The sequence below is a fragment of the Breznakia blatticola genome (genome assembly GCF_004365815.1).
Taxonomy (GTDB): Bacteria; Bacillota_I; Bacilli_A; order Erysipelotrichales; family Erysipelotrichaceae; genus Breznakia; species Breznakia blatticola.
Genome location: NZ_SODD01000008.1, coordinates 24379 through 41850, shown reverse-complemented (window position 1 = coordinate 41850; position 17472 = coordinate 24379). Strand labels below are relative to the sequence as shown.

Below are 17472 nucleotides of genomic sequence, written 5' to 3'. Positions count from 1 at the left end.
ACTAAAAAATGCGAATTCTCTTCGCATCATGAAACAAACAAAAAAATTGGGATGATGATTTCTTCACTTACTGATCCTTGAATGTTTTGCATACTCATCACCCCTCTCTTGAAATTAATATAGCAAATAAAAACCACATGCGCATCCATGTGGTAGTATCTGCTAATAATTTGGAATTTTTGCAAGAATCGCTTTAACTTCTTTTTCTGATTCATCTGTAAAATCAAGTCGAAAGTGTTCAATTCCCATTTGCTTGTATTGATCAATATTTGCAATTTCATCTTTTGGCATATCTTGATAGATGGAAATGTAGCCATCTTTATCTTCTTGAAGATAATATCGATGCTTATGTAAATCCTCTAAATAATATTGCGCATTTACATTTGTCCTTGAAATTGCTGCTTTGATAATATTGGTTTTGATATGCATCACTTTTGCTTTTCCATAAAGAACAACACCTATATTCGGTAAAAAGTGATATGTCTTTTGAAAGTCTTGAACAAGATCAAAAATTGCTTCATGCGTCAATTCGCGTGACACATAAATATGTTGATTTTGCATCGATTGTAAATATGCCAAAGATTCACTGTTGGATACATTAAGACTTTCATCAATGATTTTTCCTTGATTTAGACCTCCGATATCCCCGACCATCTTAGCTTCATCACATTGTGTACTTACAACATTGCTCTGGCGATACATAACAGGCATTTGATCTTTGTAGGTTTTATACAACTCATAATTGCTTGTGAATAGGCTAGCTTTTACATCTTTACATGCAAGTAATTGTTCCTCGTTTAGTACCGTAAGTTCAAGTGAAAAACTTTCAAATGTGTCCTTGATAGGTGCACATGCAAATTGTACATGTTTACGTGTGAAATCTTGTACCCGCAAATCATAAAGTGCATCCAATGCTTGTCGACGTAAAGCATTAATTTGCTGTAAAGGTAAGAAAATATCATCATCTTTTTCTACTTCAATTTGTTTAAAGGCAAATATTGTATCGTTGGTTTTATCGATACGTTTTTGAATATCTGCTGCTTCAACTGGACGCTTTTGTGCTTTATCAATATTACAATCACTTACTTTTTGCACTTCATGGATACCATCACTGACAGTTATTTCTAAAGGTTTACCAATGCGTAATTTCACTTTTGCATACACATCTACTTTTCGTTTTAGGTGTTGATAACTTTGACTAATTGTTGCTTCAAGTTGCACATCCTTTGTCTTAACTACTTCACAGCCAACTTTAACGGAAAGTTTTCCTTTATCAATCTCGATTACATCTCCTTTATTGGCACCATTGACTAGTAAGTCTTGTACATAAATTCGATTCAGTGTAAATCCATCATTACTTTCATTTAGAAAACGAATCCCGTCATGTTGTTTAATATCTGCAACTAGTGAAATTCCAATACGATTGTTGCGAATATATACAACTTTACCTAAAGGAATACCGACATGATTTGGTCTTTCGTGATTCATCATTTGCTTATCATTCTTTTCATGAAAATGAGCTTTTGTGTAATGACGATTAAACAATACCTTCAACTGGTCCAATTGATCATCTCGTATCTTGAAATGTTCTTGATCAATTGCTTGACGATACAACATCGTTGTATATGCAACATATTGTGGACTTTTCATTCGACCTTCAATTTTCAGTGAATGCACTTCGGCATTTTTTAACTGGTCAATATCTTCTAATAAAAAGTTATCTTTTGGACTTAGTAAATATGCATAATCGTGTACCATCGTTCCATTTTCATATAAGCGATATAGCATACGACAATTTTGCGCACACATTCCACGATTTCCACTACGATGCATATGAAGCGCAGAAAATAGACATTGTCCTGAAAATGAAATACAAAGTGCTCCATGCACAAATACTTCTTTTTCTATATCTATGTCTCTATAGCTTAACATTTGCTTATATGAAGTCTCACGGGCGAGTACTGCACGGCTAACACCTTGACTATGCAAAAAGGCTAATGCTTCATGATTGTATATATGCATTTGTGTAGAAGCATGCACTTCAAAATCAGGATATGTTTTACGTATTGCATAAAGTAAGCCTAAATCTTGCACAATACAAGCATCTACTTGCGCATGATATAAATCATCAATGTAATGCATCACGTTGTGGAATTCATGTTGGTAAATTAGTGTATTAACAGTTATATAAATTTTACATCCATATGCATGCGCATACTGAACCATTTCGCGTATTTCATCCATTGAAAAGTTTGCCGCAAAGGCTCTTGCCCCAAACAATTCTCCACTTAAATATAAAGCATCTGCTCCATTTTGAATGGCAGCAATCGCACTTTCTTTATTTCCGGCTGGTGCCAATAACTCAATTTTTTTCATGTCCGTATTGTATCATAAAGTTGCATATGTTTTTCATTTTTAATAAATTGTCTTATAATGTACATAGTTAAGGAGGATTCATAATGTTAGAAGTTTTTAATAAACGTTGTAGTATTCGAAAATATCACGACAAAGTTGTAGAAGATGAAAAGTTACAAGAAGTTCTTCATGCAATTCAAAGTGCTCCAACTTGGAAAAACAAACAATGCTTTGAAGTGATTGTGGTTGATGATCGTCAAACATTAGAAAAACTAGGTGCCCTTGTGCGCTATAACCCAAGTGAAAGTGCCTATACGATGTGTTCACATAACCTTGTATTCATTGCTCGACCAGACAGTAGTGGACTACGTGATGAAAAACCATACTACATGGCAGATACAGCAATCGCAATTACGCACGCAAGCCTAGAAGCAACAAATCAAGGATTAGGTACTTGCTGGGTTGGTGTATTCCCTGAAGAAGAAGTAAAAACCTTACTAAACATTCCAGAAACTTATAAAGTTGTTGCCCTTATGCCTCTAGGATATGCAAATGAACCATATGCAAAACGTCCAAGACGCGAAATTGATGCAATCGTGCATCACAATACATACTAAAGGAGAAAATTATGCAAAACTATACATTAAAAAATGGTGTTGAAATTCCAAGAATTGGATTTGGTACTTGGAAATTAAACACAAGAGAACTCGCTTATCCAAGCGTGAAAGAAGCAATTAAAGCAGGATATACACATATTGATACATCTGCAGTGTATGCCAATGAAGAGTTCGTTGGTGAAGCCATTCGTGATGCAAATGTAGATCGTGAAAGTCTATTCATCACAACAAAACTATGGAACGACGTACGCGGTTATGACGAAACACTGGATGCATTTAACACTTCACTAGAAAAACTAGGTGTAGACTATATTGATTTATATTTAATTCACTGGCCAAACCCAGTAAAATATCGTGAGAACTGGCAAGCGATGAATGCTGCTTCATGGAAAGCGATGGAATACTTATATAAAGAAGGAAAGGTGCGTGCAATTGGAGTATCAAACTTCTTACCACACCATCTGCAAGAATTAGAGAAAACAATGGAAATTGCACCAATGGTGAATCAAATTGAATTACACCCTGGTCAATTACATAAAGAAACGGTAGCGTATTGCCGTGAACATGAAATTCTAATTGAAGCTTGGAGCCCATTAGCAAGCGGTGATTTGATTCAGAAAAAAGAAATCGTGGAATTAGCTGCAAAATACAATAAAAATGTTGGACAATTACTTTTACGTTGGCACTTACAACATGACTTCTTGCCACTACCTCGTTCAACAAATCCAGAGCGTATTGCCTCTAACTTAGATGTCTTTGATTTTGATATCACAACAGAAGACATGAATTATATCGACGCATTACCTTATGAGGATACAAACTCTAACACAGATCCAGATACAGCAAACTTCTAAAAAAAGGAACTTACGAGTTCCTTTTTTTATATACATTTTACATAGAGTTGGCAAGGATTATGAGCATCCCATAAGGTTGGAAATATCTCTACTGGTAGAAAACCTTCCTTTTGGTAAAACAAATTCGTTTGATCATACGATGCATAATGTCCACTTGCGACTGTTTTTACTTGAAGCATTTTGTATCCATGATTTTTTGCATAGATTTCTGCTTGTTGAAGTAAAGCATGACCATATCCTTTTCGTTGTTTATCGATATAAACACCCATTACTGTTACTTCTAAAGTTACTTCGCTTGTTTTTTTCAAACTAATAAAACCAACTGGTTTATTTGTTTCAAATACTACAAAACAAATTTCATTACGTGTTTGCTCGATATAATTTTCACGTGAACTTTCTATACCAAACCAAGTCTCTAACCGCTCTAACACCGCACGCGCAATAGTTTCTTTTTGTTTTACATCTTCAATTAGACATACATCCATATTATTGAAGTTTGATAATTTCTAAGCGACCATTGTTGTTGATGACATAAATCGTTGCTTCACTTTTCAATTCATCAGCTTTTACACTTGTATCTTCATATGAAATTGAAATTGTAACAACATATGCATCAAAATCTTGTGTTTCTACCGTATCTGTTGTTCCTTCAGCTTCATTTCCAGGAACTGTAACTGTATAACTTAATGCTTCTGTAGTCGTATTTGTTACTTTCGCTTCACTTACGACTGGTAAGTTTGCTTTTCCATAATCATCACTGATGAAACGGTAATTTGCATATACGTAGTTCATGGCAAACGTCTTCCATTCCTCACGACGATCTTCAGGGATGTATGTTAATCCACCAACATCTTCTGAACTTTCTTTATTTTTTAAACTAAAGAAATCAATCGCAAAGTTTTGTGCAACTAAATTTGCAATTTTTTCTTCATCATTTGATTTAAGTGCATCTGTTAATTCATTGTAAGTTACCACTTGATATTCAAATGCATTTTTTGGTGCTTCATATACTTCATTTGTTTTTATTTGTGTCTTTGCCACTTCTACTTCATCATTCTTTGATCCACCACATGCGACCAAAGTAATCAGCATTGCGACAAGAAATAATTTTCCAAGTTTTTTCATAGTGCCTCCTGCATATACCAAAACATTATACCATAAATCAAATAATGTAGATTCCTTTTTTAAACAATTGCACACCATGGTATAATAGGAAAAGAAATTATGAGGTGTCTATGAAATTAATAGCAAATAACTGGAAAGATTATGAATGTATAGATTGTGGAAATGGAGAAAAATTAGAGCGTTGGAAGAACGTGATTTTACGTCGTCCAGATCCTCAAGTTATATGGCCAGTCGATACGTCAAACTCTATGTGGAGAAAAGTTGACGCGCATTATCATCGCTCAAAATCTGGCGGTGGTCATTGGGAGTTTATCAAGAAAGTTCCTGAACATTGGACAATTTCATATAAAGAACTGACTTTCAAAGTTAGCCCTACAGGATTTAAACACACAGGTTTATTCCCTGAGCAAGCAGCAAACTGGGACTATATGATGGATACAATTAGAAATAGTGGACGTGATGACATTCGAGTTTTAAATCTATTTGCTTATACTGGTGGAGCAACTCTTGCATGTGCCAGTGCAGGCGCAAGTGAAGTAGTTCACGTTGATGCATCAAAAGGAATGGTCAACTGGGCAAAAGAAAATATGCAACTCAGTCATCTAACAGATAAGAAAATTCGTTTTATTGTTGAAGACTGTGTCAAGTTCGTAAAACGCGAAGCAAGACGTGGACGTACATATCACGCAATTATTATGGATCCACCAAGTTATGGAAGAGGACCAAATGGTGAAATGTGGAAAATTGAAGAACAATTGTATCCACTAATCTCTGCTTGTCTAGATATCTTAGATAAAGATGCATTATTTTTCCTAGTAAACTCGTATACAACCGGATTAGGGGCAACTGTACTAGAAAATGTTTTACACTTAACCGTGAAAAAGCAACAAGGCCAAGGTCAAGTTACTTGTGGTGAAATTGGATTACCAATCACATATACAAATCAAGTTTTGCCATGTGGAATCTACGGACGTTGGGAAGCAAAATAGTAAAAAAAGAAGCGTATCATATCACATTATTGATTTGCTTCTTTTTCATTGTCTTCTAATACTTTATAGATCAGTTTTGCAATTCCATCTTCTTCATTGCTTAATGCTACATAATTTGCAGCATTTTTAACTGTTTTACTTGCCTGTCCCATCGCATATGAATTCTCGAATTTCTCAAGCATTGAGATGTCATTTAAGCCATCACCAACTACGAGTACTTCTTCAGGTTTATACCCATACACATCACATACTTGTTGAATTGCATGTCCTTTTGTTGCTGCTAAAGCATTCACTTCAAGGTTCAATTCGTGTGACGATGTTACGGTAATACCTTGAACTACTTCAAGTGCTTTTTGTACATCGATTTTATTTTGTGCATCAGTGCAAATAATTTCTAATTTTAAAATCTCTAAATCCAAAATATTTGTAAGATTACTTTCAACATGATAGTCCTTTGTAAAGTTTTTAATGATTTCATCTAAGTTTTCTTGTTTTTCTCCATGAAATAATCTTAAAATTCTTTCACGAACATAACCGATAAAATCATCACCTTCATAAAATGCATAACGACCTTCTGTAGCATAATAGTCAGGAGAAAGTCCAAATGTGTCAAGAATTGCTTGAATTTCAACAATTGCATCACGTTCTAATGGATTTACAACTAAACAATTGCCTTGATTATCATAGAACTGCGCTCCATTTAAAGCAATACACTTTGGTCGAACATCAATTGGTTCTATTGCTTGCTGTAAAGCTAAATAGTCTCTTCCACTTGCTGGCATAAAAGAAACGCCATGATGACGTAACATTTCAACCGCTTTAATATTTTCTTTACTTACCACATGGTCCTCATTCAATAAAGTTCCATCTAAATCACTTACAAATAATCGAATCATACATACTCCTATAATTTTAATGTGTCAATAAAATGCAATTGTAAACCTTGCATTTCTTTTTGTGCTATTTGCTCCAAAGAGCGATCGAGTAGCACACTTGGGTTATGTGCATCATACCCAAAGACAACCTTACATCCTTTGTTTGCAATAATTTTAAACACATCATAGTGTGGATACATATATTGCATTCCTGTAGGATATACCTTCTTACCATACTTCATCCCTTTAAGATTGATTTCTAAGACTGCATCATTGCGATTTACGGCATCACAAATACGTGCGATTGCTTCTTCATTGCGTTTGGTGAAATCTTCTTTTCCTAGCATAAAGTAATCCACATGTGCTACATATGTAGTCAATTTTGCATCTAATGCTGCAATGATTTGTTCTGCCATATAATCTACATCATCATCACTACAGCCATGATCATAATAGTGATCAAAGTTTTTTGCATGTTGACCAACAATCATATAGTCACAACGTGATTGAACATCCTTAAGGTATTCTTTCTTATCTTCAAAATATTCGAACTCAACACCTACACGGATTTCAATTTGATCTTTATACTTCTCTTTTAGTTCATACATACGTTGAAAGTAGGCATCCATTTCAAGAAACGGAATTCGCTCTTGTGGATCGTCCCAACCATCATATCCTAAATGTTCACTAAAACCAAGTACTTGAAAGCCTGATTTGATTGCATTTTGAATATATTCTTCATCTTTTCCAACTGCATGTCCACAACGAACGGTATGTGTATGATAATTAAATGACTGCATTAATATTTCTCCACAGGTTTTCTTTCTGGTTTTAAGTTCCCACTTTTTTGACTACGTTTTTCAAGTTCATTATTTACATCATCCAATGTAATATTCTTTTCTGCCATTAAGACAAAAAGGTGGTAAAGTAAATCGCTAATTTCATTTACGATTTCCTCTTTATTATTTTCCTTCATTGCTGCAATAATGACTTCGGTTGCTTCTTCACCGATTTTTTTCAAGATTTTTTCTAAACCTTTTTCATATAAATATGCAGTATAGCTTCCAACTTCTGCATGTTCTTTTCGATCAAGTAGTGTTTCATATAACACTTGTAATTCATTTTTTGCCATACGTCCTCCTATAAAACTTTATGAAAGAAACATGATTTTTCACCTGTATGACAGGCAACTCCATCCTGTTTCACAACTAACAATATTGTATCATAATCGCAATCCAAATACATATGAACCACGTGTTGATAATGCCCACTTGTTTCACCTTTTAGCCAAAGTTCGTTTCGACTACGTGAGTAATATGTCGCTAGCTTTGTGTCGATTGTTTTTTGTAAGCTTTCTTCATTCATATATGCAAGCATCAAGATTTCATTGCTTCCTTCTTCTTGTACAATTACTGGAACTAATCCACCTTGTTTTGCAAAATCTATTTTATCAATCATCTTAAACCCTCACTGGAATGCCGCGCTCATCTAAGTAACGCTTTACTTGTCCAACAGTTAATTCACCATAATGAAATAAACTAGCTGCTAATGCTGCATCAGCTACATCTTCTTTGAAGACTTCATAAAAATCTTCAAGACTTCCACATCCGCCACTCGCAATAAGTGGCACGTCAATAATGGCATTGACGGCACGTAACATCTCTATATCAAATCCTTGTTTGGTTCCATCTGCATCCATACTTGTTAGCAAGATTTCTCCTGCACCTAAATCAACCGCTGTTTTTACCCAATCAAGTAAATCCAATCCTGTATCAATACGACCACCAGCAACAAATACATTCCATCCACTGTTATCTTCGCGTTTCTTTGCATCAATTGCGACTACTACGCATTGCGAACCAAAAGCTTTCGCTCCTTGTGAAATTAACTCTGGTTGCTTAATAGCTGCAGAGTTTAATGAAATTTTATCTGCACCAGCTAACAACATGTTACGCATATCTTCAACTGAGCGAATCCCACCACCAATCGTAAAAGGAATGTAGATTTCTTTTGCGACATCATTTGCAACATCAACCATCGTTTTACGTTCTTCATGTGTTGCTGTAATATCTAAAAACACAATCTCATCTGCTCCTTGTGTATAGTATTCTTTAGCTAAAGTAACGGGATCACCAACTTCTTTGATTCCAACAAAGTTGACTCCTTTCACCACTTTTCCTTCTCTTACATCTAAACAAGGAATGATTCGTTTTGTTAGCATGAGATTTCCCCCTTTGCAACTGCAATCGCTTGTTTTAAATCAAGCGTTTTATGATACATAGCCTTACCTGTAATTGCACCATAGAAATTTTTAATCTTTGCAAGTGCAGCAATATCATCAATATCTTTAATTCCACCACTGGCAATAATTTGCATGTTGACATGGTTTTGCAATTCTTGATACATCGATGCATTTATTCCACTCAGTGTTCCATCTTTTGAGATATCTGTCACAATAATTGTTTTCACACCCATGTTTTCAAGCTTCTTTGTGAAGTCTAAATAGTGTTCATTACTTGCTTCAAGCCAACCACGACCATATACATAACCGTCTTTAAAGTCTACACCGACTGCAATCTTATCCCCATAACTAGCAAGTGCTTGTGCTAGAAAATCTGGATTTTCTAAAGCAACCGTTCCTAATATCACACGACTTACACCGTTTTTTAGATAGTAATCAATTGCTTCCATGTTGCGAATTCCACCACCGATTTCAATAGGTATCGATAAGGTTTTGGCAACTTCAACAATAGCCTGTGCATTTTTTAGCATTCCATCTTTTGCCCCATCCAAATCCACAAGGTGTATATACTGTGCACCTGCCGCTTCAAATTGTTTGGCAAGTTCTAAGATACTTCCGTCAACACGTTCCACTTGATTGTAATCCCCTTTGTATAAACGAACAGGTTTTCCATCAAGTATATCAATTGCTGGTAGAATAATCATCACACACCTCCATAAATTTCTTTAGCATTGCAAGTCCAACTTCACCACTTTTTTCAGGGTGATATTGCATCGCATAAATTTGTCCCTTATGAAAATACGCAGGAATTTTTGCATTCCCATACATACTATACGCAACTAGATCATCTTCATCATAGTTTGTAGCAACAAAACTGTGTACAAAATACACATATGCATCTTGTTCTTTATCAATAAGCACATCATCTTGTGTATATTCAAGTTGATTCCAACCCATATGTGGAATTTTTCCATCCACTTTGATACGTGTAACTTCTCCTTTAAAGAAAGAAAACCCGTCTGTAATTTGGCCTTCATATCCTCTTTCAAACATAACCTGCATACCCAAGCAAATACCTAATAGTGGTGTTTTGTTTTTTACAACTTGATACACAACATCAATCAAGTTTCGTTTATTTAGATTTTGCATCGCTTCTTCAAATGCACCAACACCAGGTAAAATAACCCCATCAGCACGTTCGATTTCGTATGGATCCGACGTAATTATCGTTTTCGCACCTAGTGTATCTAAAGCATTTTTTACACTATGTAGATTTCCTAACCCATAATCAATAATCGCTATCATTGAATCACTCCCTTGCTCGAAGGAATTGCTGTACCTTCAACACGAATTGCCTGTCTCAATGCACGCCCAAACCCTTTAAACATCGCTTCTACTTTGTGGTGATCATTATCTCCATACGCAATATTGATGTGCAATGTAAGTCGTGCTTGCATGGCTAGTGCATAGAAGAATTCTTTGGTCATTTCTAGTGAATAATTGTTGATGTTATCACGTGTAAATGATGCATTAAACACCAAATATGGACGTCCACTAATATCCAAATCCACTGTACATAATGTTTCATCCATTACTAAACGCATACTTCCATAACGTGCGATTCCACGTTTATCTGCTAAAGCATCTTGGATTAGTTCACCAAGCAAAATTCCACAATCTTCAATCATGTGGTGATCATCTACATATAAATCTCCTTTTGCTTTACAGCGTAAATCGATATTTGAGTGAAATGCAAACAACGTCAGCATGTGATCAAAAAAACCAACACCTGTATCAATATCACATGTACCACTACCATCTAGATTGATTGACATTTCAATTTGTGTTTCTTTTGTATCTCTTTTCTTACTCGCAATACGTTTCATACTTTCACCTTATACCTTTCGTAAGATATCCATAACTTTCTTATTATCTTCATTTGAACCTACGGTTATTCTAAAATATTCATCTTTGAAATTACGAATGATGATTTGTGCATCATCCATTAGTTGTAACAACTTCTCTTTATTTGTACTTGTGCCATAGAAATAGTTTGCGCATGATGGATATAGTGTAACATTCTTTGGTTTATCACGTCCATAATCCTCATACATAACATCTCTAGCTTGTTTGATTTGTTCAATATTTTCTTGCACACGTTCTTTCTGTTGGAGGACTCTAGTAGCCACGACTTGAGTTAATGTATTTACATTATAGGGCACTTTATACGTCTGTAATGTTTCCATCGTTTCTTTGTGTGCAATCATCATTCCACAACGAATGGCAGCTAAACCAAATGCTTTAGATAGTGTTCTAGTCACTAGTAAGTTTTTGTATACATCCACTTGATCAATCATAGAACTATCGCTGAATTCTGCATATGCTTCATCAATAATGACATATGTATTCGCAAATGCCTCTACAATTTTTATAAGATCTTCTTTTTCAATACAACGTCCTGTTGGATTGTTTGGATTTGAAAAACAAATCAAATCCGGATTCGCTTTCTTTCCAAGTTGAATAAATGAATCAACATCAAATGTGTCTTCTACTTTCAAAGGAAAGCGTACAATGTTTGCATCTTGCAATGTTGCATAATAGTCGTACATTGAAAAATCGTATTCAAGTGTATAAAGAGTTTTATTCGATCCTAAACGTAAGTGAATTAGTAATCCTAAAACTTCATCACTTCCATTACCAACCATAATTTGATCTGCATCAACCCCAATATAGCTTGCATATGCTTCTCTAATCATTGTAACATCATTGTCTGGATAACGATTAAAATCAATATTCTTTATATCTTCAATAATGGATTCCAGGATGTCGGCATCGATATTTTTTGGATTTTCATTTGCATTCAACAACAATCCTTGTTGTTGATTTGCTTCATATGCATCAATCTTTTTCATTATCTAATCTAACCTCAACTGCATTTGCATGTGCAAATAATTCTTCTTGTATTGCAAATGTTGCAATTTTCCTTCCTTCTTCTAACAATACTTCTTTTGGATAATACAAATATGAACTTGTTTTCACAAAACTGTGAACCCCTAATGGTGAATAAAACCGAGCGGTTCCATTGGTTGGAAGTACGTGATTTGTCCCTCCGAAGTAATCTCCAATACTTTCACAACTGTAATATCCCAAAAAGACACTTCCTGCATTTGTAACAAGTGGTAAATATTCTTTTGCATCTTCTACCATTAACTCTAAGTGTTCTGGTGCAATCGCATTTGAATAGGTAATCGCTTCTTCAACACTAGTTACAACCATCGTATACCCGTATGCGTTAAATGATGTCTCGATAATATCTTTTCTAGGCATATCTTTCATTTGTTTGGCTAATTCTTGTTCAACTTGATCTACCAAAGTTTTACTTGTTGTAATTAAAATACTACTTGCCATTGGATCATGTTCTGCTTGACTCATTAAATCTGCTGCAATATATGCTGGATTTGCTTTGGTATCTGCGATTACTAGAATCTCACTTGGCCCTGCAACCATGTCAATATCCACTTGTCCATATACCAGTTTTTTTGCTTCGGCTACGTAAATATTACCTGGACCTACAATTTTATCTACACGAGGAATACTTTCAGTTCCATATGCAAGTGCTGCAATTGCTTGTGCACCACCAACTTTATAAATCGTATCCACGCCAGCGATTTTTGCAGTTGCTAGAATCACAGGATTGATCTTTCCTTCTTTATTTGGTGGTGAGACCATAATTACTTCTTTAACGCCAGCGATTTTTGCAGGAATCACATCCATAAGTACAGTACTTGGGTAAGGTGAACGTCCTCCAGGTACATAAATTCCAACCTTCTCTAATGGAATCACGCGTTGTCCCATATACACACCATTATCTTTTTCTAACTCATATCCTTGGCGTTTTTGCGCTTCATGATAAAATGTAATGTTTTTCTTTGCTTCTTCTAGTATGGCAATCAAATTTGGATCACAGTTAGCATATGCCTCATCGATTTCTTCTTTACTAACAGTAAAGGAATCTAAAGATACACCATCAAATTTATTTGTATATTCTTTTAATGCTTCATCTTTACGTTTTTTTACATCACGTAAAATATCTAAGACAGATGCTGTAATATTTGGGTCGATTTCCATCGAACGTGCTTGCAATAATTCATTAAAAGCAGCTTTATCTTGTATATCAATTTGCTTCAACATTTCGATTTCTTACCTCCTTTTGCAAATCCGTAAGTACCTGCATGATTTCATCACGTTTCAAACGAAAACTTGCTTTATTCACAATGACACGTGCACTAATATCACAAATACGGTCCAAAACAACTAAACCATTTTCTTTTAGTGTCGTTCCTGTTTCCATGATATCCACAATCGCATCACATAAGCCAAGTATCGGTGCAAGTTCTACTGAACCTTCAATTTTAATGATTTCAACATCAAGACCACATTGTTTAAAGTATGTTTTTGCGACTGTTGGATATTTTGTCCCTATTTTAATGTGTCCAGTTTTTGTGAATGGATCTTTACCTGGCAAACTAGCTACGATAAATCCACATTTTCCTAGTTCCAAATCAAGTAACTCATAAAAACGATTTCTTGATTCTAATAGTGTATCTTTACCAACAAAACCTAAGTCTGCAACACCTTGTTCAACATAGGTCACACAGTCTGCTGCTTTTACTAAAAAGTATTCAATATCTTTTTTCGTATCTTGAATTACAAGTTGACGTGTATCTTTTTGTAAGTTTTCAATACCATAACCACAAGCATCTAGCATCTTTACACTTTGCTTTTGCAATCTACCTTTCGTTAATGCAATTGAAATCATAACTGTTCTCCTTTTACTTTAACTCCTGTAATTGATGTATTGGGTGTCAATACAACAATTGTATTTTCATCATATGTCTTACGCAATGCAATGGCTTCCACAAGTGCATCACGACCATATTCAATTTCTACTTTCTTTGCTTGCTCTTCATAAGTGTAAGCTTCCATTAATTGATCAAGTTTGATTGAAAATCCAACAGCTGGACTTGCTTTTCCAAAACGTTCAAGTAAATCATCATAGCGTCCTCCAGAAAGCACACGTAATCCAACCCCTTCAACAAAGGCATCAAAAATAATACCTGTATAGTAATTCAAGTTTCCAATCTTACTCAAATCAAAAGAAACAACATCTTTGTATCCTAGTGTTTCTAGTGTTTGATATACACTTCGTAAATTATCAATGACAGCAAGTAATTCATCATTGAAAGCAAAACGTTGTGCCATATCTAATACATCTACTGGACCACTCCACCAAATCATCTCTGTAAAGAATGTTGCATAAGCTTCATCTATTGCTAGTTCATTTACGTAATTTTTTAAGTCAACTAGTGCTTTACGATCAATCAAATCTGCTAATACTTCCATTTGTTCATCACTTAAATTTGCTGCTTTACAGGCTTCTTTAAAGAAACGTACATCACCAATTTCAAAGGTGAAATCCTGTGTACCTACTACTTTTAGTGCATCTAGTGCAGTTACAAGTATTTCAATATCTCCTTCAGGTTCAGCAAGACCAATCAGTTCTACTCCACAATCCGTAATTTCATTTTTATTTCCTGATAATGTTTCGTGTGATTTGAATACATTAGCACTATATGAAAAACGTAGTGGTCCACTAACGTCTTTAAACTTCGTGGCACAAACACGTGCAATTGGAATTGTCATATCAGCTTTTAATGTCACAATACGCCCATGATCATCCATAGATTTATAAAAGTCTTGTTCCTTTATATTTTGAAAACCGACAGCATATGTCTCATAGTATTCAATTCCTGGAGTTATGACTTCATCATATCCCCATAATCGAAATGTTTTCTCAATTTCTTGTTGTAGTTGTCTTTTCTTTTTCGCCTCAGTCAATACTAAATCACGCATTCCTGATGGTACACTAAATATATTCATATGATCCTCCTTTATATACAAAAAAAACTTCCATCCAAAGGACGAAAGTTTAACTTACGTGGTTCCACCTTTTTTTATTGATACTTCACAGCACCAACCTCTTCGAGTACTATCATACTCTAGCAAGATAACGGTTGCAGGGACACCGATGAAGACTACTTATTTCACCTTCATAACTCCAAGACGTGTTCACGAATCTGCCAATCTTCTTTTTCACCAACCAAGAAGTCTCTACGCTTTTTAGATACGTTACTATTTCTTATCATCGTTTATTGTTAGAATTATTATATGACGTATGTTTCATTGTGTCAACAGTATTTTCATTTTCTTTCATGTAAATATTTTCATAAATAAGAAAAACCAGATTTCTCTGGTTTCCGGCTTATAGATAACTTGCCCATCGAGGGGTTCTTCCCCAAGCCATTGTGTGGAAATACACACGAATTCCATTTCCGTTCGCACCTGATTTAAATACTTTTGCAGCTCCACCTAGCACAGTTGATATTGCACTAGCATACGGTGCAGCAGCCGCACAAAAATATGCAATCGCACTTGAGACCGTTGAGCCAACACTCAACCACCAAGAGATATTTTTACAATCGGTCTTTGTTATTGTGTACGTCCACTGCGCATGTCCAGTATGCGTCCAATACCCTTGTGCAAAATGTTCCAATTTGTTATCTACTGCAACATAGTGTTTTGGTAATACAAGTTCCATAGTTCCTCCTTTCTAAGCAAGGTGCTCATCATTATATTCACCTCGAAAAAAAAGAATCCTAAGATTCTTTCAATTCTATGATGTAAAGTTGAGTAAGGATAATACATAGTCTAAATAGCTTTCTTCTTCATAAACAATTTTACAGGTTACTGGCATCGATTTTTTTAATTGTTTAAAACTCTTTGTGTCTTTGACCTTTGCATAGTCCATCATAACAATCATCCGATATACAAGAACTTGTCCATTACTTGTCTCTTGTTGCAACGTGCCTTGATCAATACTCACTACCATTCCTGGTATATTTGGATAAAGGTGTTCATTCAAACCATGTAGTTGTATGAACACTGGATCACCAAGTTTAATCTTTGCTATATCATTTGCATCGACATACGTTTCCACTACCCAACGATTTGGTTCATCTTTACTAATACTTGCTACTACTCCATTTGCTTGAATGCTTACTCCTTCGTACATAGGATTTAAATAGTGTACATATCCTTCACTAGTTGCACGAATCACATAGGTTGATTCATTTGTTGATGCTAGTAAATGATTTCCCTCTAACTCTTGTTTTTGGGTTTCTACTTGAGTTCTTTGTGTACCTAACTCACTGATGAATTGATAAAATAGTTTATCACTTTGTGGAATGTTTTGTAGTTCTTGCTGCAGCTGTTTTACTTCGTCTTGCAAAGCTTCTACACTACTTTGCTTTCCCTCCTTTTCCATAGGATCACTGATGCTTGCAAGAGTTTTTTGCTCTTGGGAAAGCTTTTGATTTTTTTGATATAAACTTTCTTCTACTCGTTTTCGTGAGATTTGTTCTTCTTTTACTTGTAGTAAATAGTATTCGACTTTTCCATAGTATTCTTGTTGCAATCCATGATTTTGTAAATGATTTACCTTCTCACGCAATGAACTTTCATATAAATCCATAATGGATAGTTTTTCTTTTGCTTGATTGTATTGCTCGAGTAAAGCTTCTACTTCACTACCATTTTTCCCATCACTAACAACAAATAAGATATCGCCATTTTCTACATATTCACCTTCACTTGTTTCTATTGAGATAACAGCACCTTGTACATTACTAGTTACATAATGACTATCTTTTGCGACGATATTGCCTTGTCCATAGACAACATAGGGTTTCAAAAGAAAACATGAACCCCAAGCAATAAGACTCGTAAACAATACAGTCACAAGCAAAGTAATCCATATATACTTTGGCGGTTTGCGATCAAAGAAAAAGCGTGTAAACTTCAAATCATGTACGTTGTATAGTTTCATGTGTTATTCCTTCTAAAGGAACATACATCACTGCATGAATTCGTTCTTCACTATTCTCATAAAACAATGTATATAGTTCTCCAGTGCTAGCATATTCATGTTCATACAAATACACACTTAACTTTTGATGTGATAAATCAAAAAATCTTGGATGGTCGCAAAATTCTACACACAAGCAATCTTCAAGCGTGATTTGCTGAATGGTTGAAAATGATTCATGTATAGTGTTTGTTTGCATCATCAACGTATAATCCAACAATAAATCACCTTCATCTGTAAATGTACTTCCACACAATTTATGAATTAATGGACCATGAACATCGACTTGTTGAAGTTGGATACGATTGATGAATTGTTGCAGATATCGTTCAAATTCATACACTTGTATTTGATGAATCGGTTCAGTAATTAATTGTTGTAATTGTAATGATGCATGTTCACTAATTTTTATATGTTTCATAAATTCCTTT

21 protein-coding genes and 1 other annotated feature are annotated in these 17472 nt (G+C 34.9%); of the genes, 3 read left to right on the top strand and 18 right to left on the bottom strand.

Annotated features, from left to right (window positions below):
- Positions 1–162: 162 nt before the first annotated feature.
- Positions 163–2376, bottom strand: coding sequence for a peptidase U32 family protein (locus EDD63_RS03825; RefSeq protein ID WP_134168659.1), 2214 nt, complete (start codon positions 2374–2376; stop codon positions 163–165).
- Positions 2377–2459: 83 nt separating this feature from the next.
- Here EDD63_RS03825 and EDD63_RS03820 point away from each other — a divergent pair, with 83 nt between their 5' ends.
- Together EDD63_RS03820 and EDD63_RS03815 are read left to right on the top strand one after the other, a co-directional pair.
- Entirely contained in the window at positions 2460–2972 is a 513-nt protein-coding gene (locus tag EDD63_RS03820; protein WP_134168657.1) for a nitroreductase family protein, read from the top strand.
- 11 nt (positions 2973–2983) lie between these two features.
- Complete coding sequence (locus tag EDD63_RS03815; RefSeq protein WP_134168655.1) at positions 2984–3826, top strand: aldo/keto reductase; 843 nt, start codon at positions 2984–2986, stop codon at positions 3824–3826.
- Between the two features lie 26 nt (positions 3827–3852).
- Here the strand turns inward: EDD63_RS03815 and EDD63_RS03810 are convergent, their stop codons facing one another.
- Both EDD63_RS03810 and EDD63_RS03805 read right to left on the bottom strand, forming a co-directional pair.
- Positions 3853–4311, bottom strand: coding sequence for a GNAT family N-acetyltransferase (locus EDD63_RS03810; RefSeq protein ID WP_134168653.1), 459 nt, complete (start codon positions 4309–4311; stop codon positions 3853–3855).
- A 1-nt stretch (position 4312) separates the two neighbouring features.
- On the bottom strand, positions 4313–4951 hold the full coding sequence (locus EDD63_RS03805) for a hypothetical protein (protein ID WP_134168651.1): 639 nt from the start codon (positions 4949–4951) through the stop codon (positions 4313–4315).
- Positions 4952–5061: 110 nt separating this feature from the next.
- On the opposite strand from EDD63_RS03805, the gene EDD63_RS03800 reads away from it, so the two are divergent.
- Complete coding sequence (locus EDD63_RS03800; RefSeq protein WP_134168649.1) at positions 5062–5940, top strand: class I SAM-dependent methyltransferase; 879 nt, start codon at positions 5062–5064, stop codon at positions 5938–5940.
- A gap of 26 nt (positions 5941–5966) precedes the next feature.
- On the opposite strand, the gene EDD63_RS03795 is transcribed toward EDD63_RS03800, so the two are convergent.
- The 15 genes from EDD63_RS03795 to EDD63_RS03725 all read right to left on the bottom strand — a co-directional run bounded on the left by EDD63_RS03795 (position 5967) and on the right by EDD63_RS03725 (position 17462).
- Positions 5967–6836, bottom strand: coding sequence for an HAD family hydrolase (locus EDD63_RS03795; RefSeq protein ID WP_134168647.1), 870 nt, complete (start codon positions 6834–6836; stop codon positions 5967–5969).
- Between the two features lie 8 nt (positions 6837–6844).
- Entirely contained in the window at positions 6845–7615 is a 771-nt protein-coding gene (locus tag EDD63_RS03790; RefSeq protein WP_208318295.1) for a histidinol-phosphatase, read from the bottom strand.
- Positions 7615–7947, bottom strand: a complete 333-nt coding sequence (gene hisE, locus EDD63_RS03785; RefSeq protein ID WP_134168642.1) for a phosphoribosyl-ATP diphosphatase — start codon at positions 7945–7947, stop codon at positions 7615–7617. Before hisE ends, EDD63_RS03790 begins: the two co-directional genes overlap by 1 nt.
- A gap of 8 nt (positions 7948–7955) precedes the next feature.
- Positions 7956–8273 (bottom strand): phosphoribosyl-AMP cyclohydrolase, encoded by a 318-nt coding sequence (gene hisI / locus EDD63_RS03780; RefSeq protein ID WP_134168640.1) that lies wholly within the window; start codon positions 8271–8273, stop codon positions 7956–7958.
- A gap of 1 nt (position 8274) precedes the next feature.
- Entirely contained in the window at positions 8275–9036 is a 762-nt protein-coding gene (hisF, locus tag EDD63_RS03775; protein ID WP_134168638.1) for an imidazole glycerol phosphate synthase subunit HisF, read from the bottom strand.
- Positions 9030–9761: a 1-(5-phosphoribosyl)-5-[(5-phosphoribosylamino)methylideneamino]imidazole-4-carboxamide isomerase gene (gene hisA, locus EDD63_RS03770; protein ID WP_134168636.1), complete on the bottom strand. Its 732-nt coding sequence runs from the start codon at positions 9759–9761 to the stop codon at positions 9030–9032. The genes hisF and hisA overlap by 7 nt, the downstream gene beginning before the upstream one ends.
- Positions 9739–10362 carry an imidazole glycerol phosphate synthase subunit HisH gene (gene hisH / locus EDD63_RS03765; protein WP_134168634.1) on the bottom strand — a complete coding sequence of 208 codons (624 nt, stop codon included), beginning with the start codon at positions 10360–10362 and terminating at the stop codon, positions 9739–9741. Before hisH ends, hisA begins: the two co-directional genes overlap by 23 nt.
- On the bottom strand, positions 10359–10943 hold the full coding sequence (hisB, locus tag EDD63_RS03760) for an imidazoleglycerol-phosphate dehydratase HisB (RefSeq protein ID WP_134168632.1): 585 nt from the start codon (positions 10941–10943) through the stop codon (positions 10359–10361). The genes hisH and hisB overlap by 4 nt, the downstream gene beginning before the upstream one ends.
- A 9-nt stretch (positions 10944–10952) precedes the next feature.
- On the bottom strand, positions 10953–11969 hold the full coding sequence (hisC, locus tag EDD63_RS03755; protein ID WP_134168630.1) for a histidinol-phosphate transaminase: 1017 nt from the start codon (positions 11967–11969) through the stop codon (positions 10953–10955).
- Entirely contained in the window at positions 11956–13248 is a 1293-nt protein-coding gene (hisD, locus tag EDD63_RS03750) for a histidinol dehydrogenase (RefSeq protein WP_134168628.1), read from the bottom strand. Before hisD ends, hisC begins: the two co-directional genes overlap by 14 nt.
- A complete protein-coding gene (gene hisG / locus EDD63_RS03745) occupies positions 13232–13876 on the bottom strand; it encodes an ATP phosphoribosyltransferase (protein WP_134168626.1) in 645 nt (214 codons plus the stop codon). The genes hisD and hisG overlap by 17 nt, the downstream gene beginning before the upstream one ends.
- The gene (gene hisZ, locus EDD63_RS03740; protein ID WP_134168624.1) at positions 13873–14997 is read right to left on the bottom strand and encodes an ATP phosphoribosyltransferase regulatory subunit; all 1125 of its coding nucleotides are present in this window, start codon (positions 14995–14997) and stop codon (positions 13873–13875) included. The genes hisG and hisZ overlap by 4 nt, the downstream gene beginning before the upstream one ends.
- A 34-nt stretch (positions 14998–15031) precedes the next feature.
- Positions 15032–15272: a binding site (T-box leader), on the bottom strand.
- Between the two features lie 107 nt (positions 15273–15379).
- Positions 15380–15715, bottom strand: a complete 336-nt coding sequence (locus tag EDD63_RS03735) for a hypothetical protein (RefSeq protein WP_134168621.1) — start codon at positions 15713–15715, stop codon at positions 15380–15382.
- Between the two features lie 75 nt (positions 15716–15790).
- Positions 15791–17002: an HlyD family secretion protein gene (locus EDD63_RS03730; RefSeq protein WP_134168619.1), complete on the bottom strand. Its 1212-nt coding sequence runs from the start codon at positions 17000–17002 to the stop codon at positions 15791–15793.
- Positions 16980–17462 (bottom strand): hypothetical protein, encoded by a 483-nt coding sequence (locus EDD63_RS03725; RefSeq protein WP_134168617.1) that lies wholly within the window; start codon positions 17460–17462, stop codon positions 16980–16982. Before EDD63_RS03725 ends, EDD63_RS03730 begins: the two co-directional genes overlap by 23 nt.
- Positions 17463–17472 lie beyond the last annotated feature (10 nt).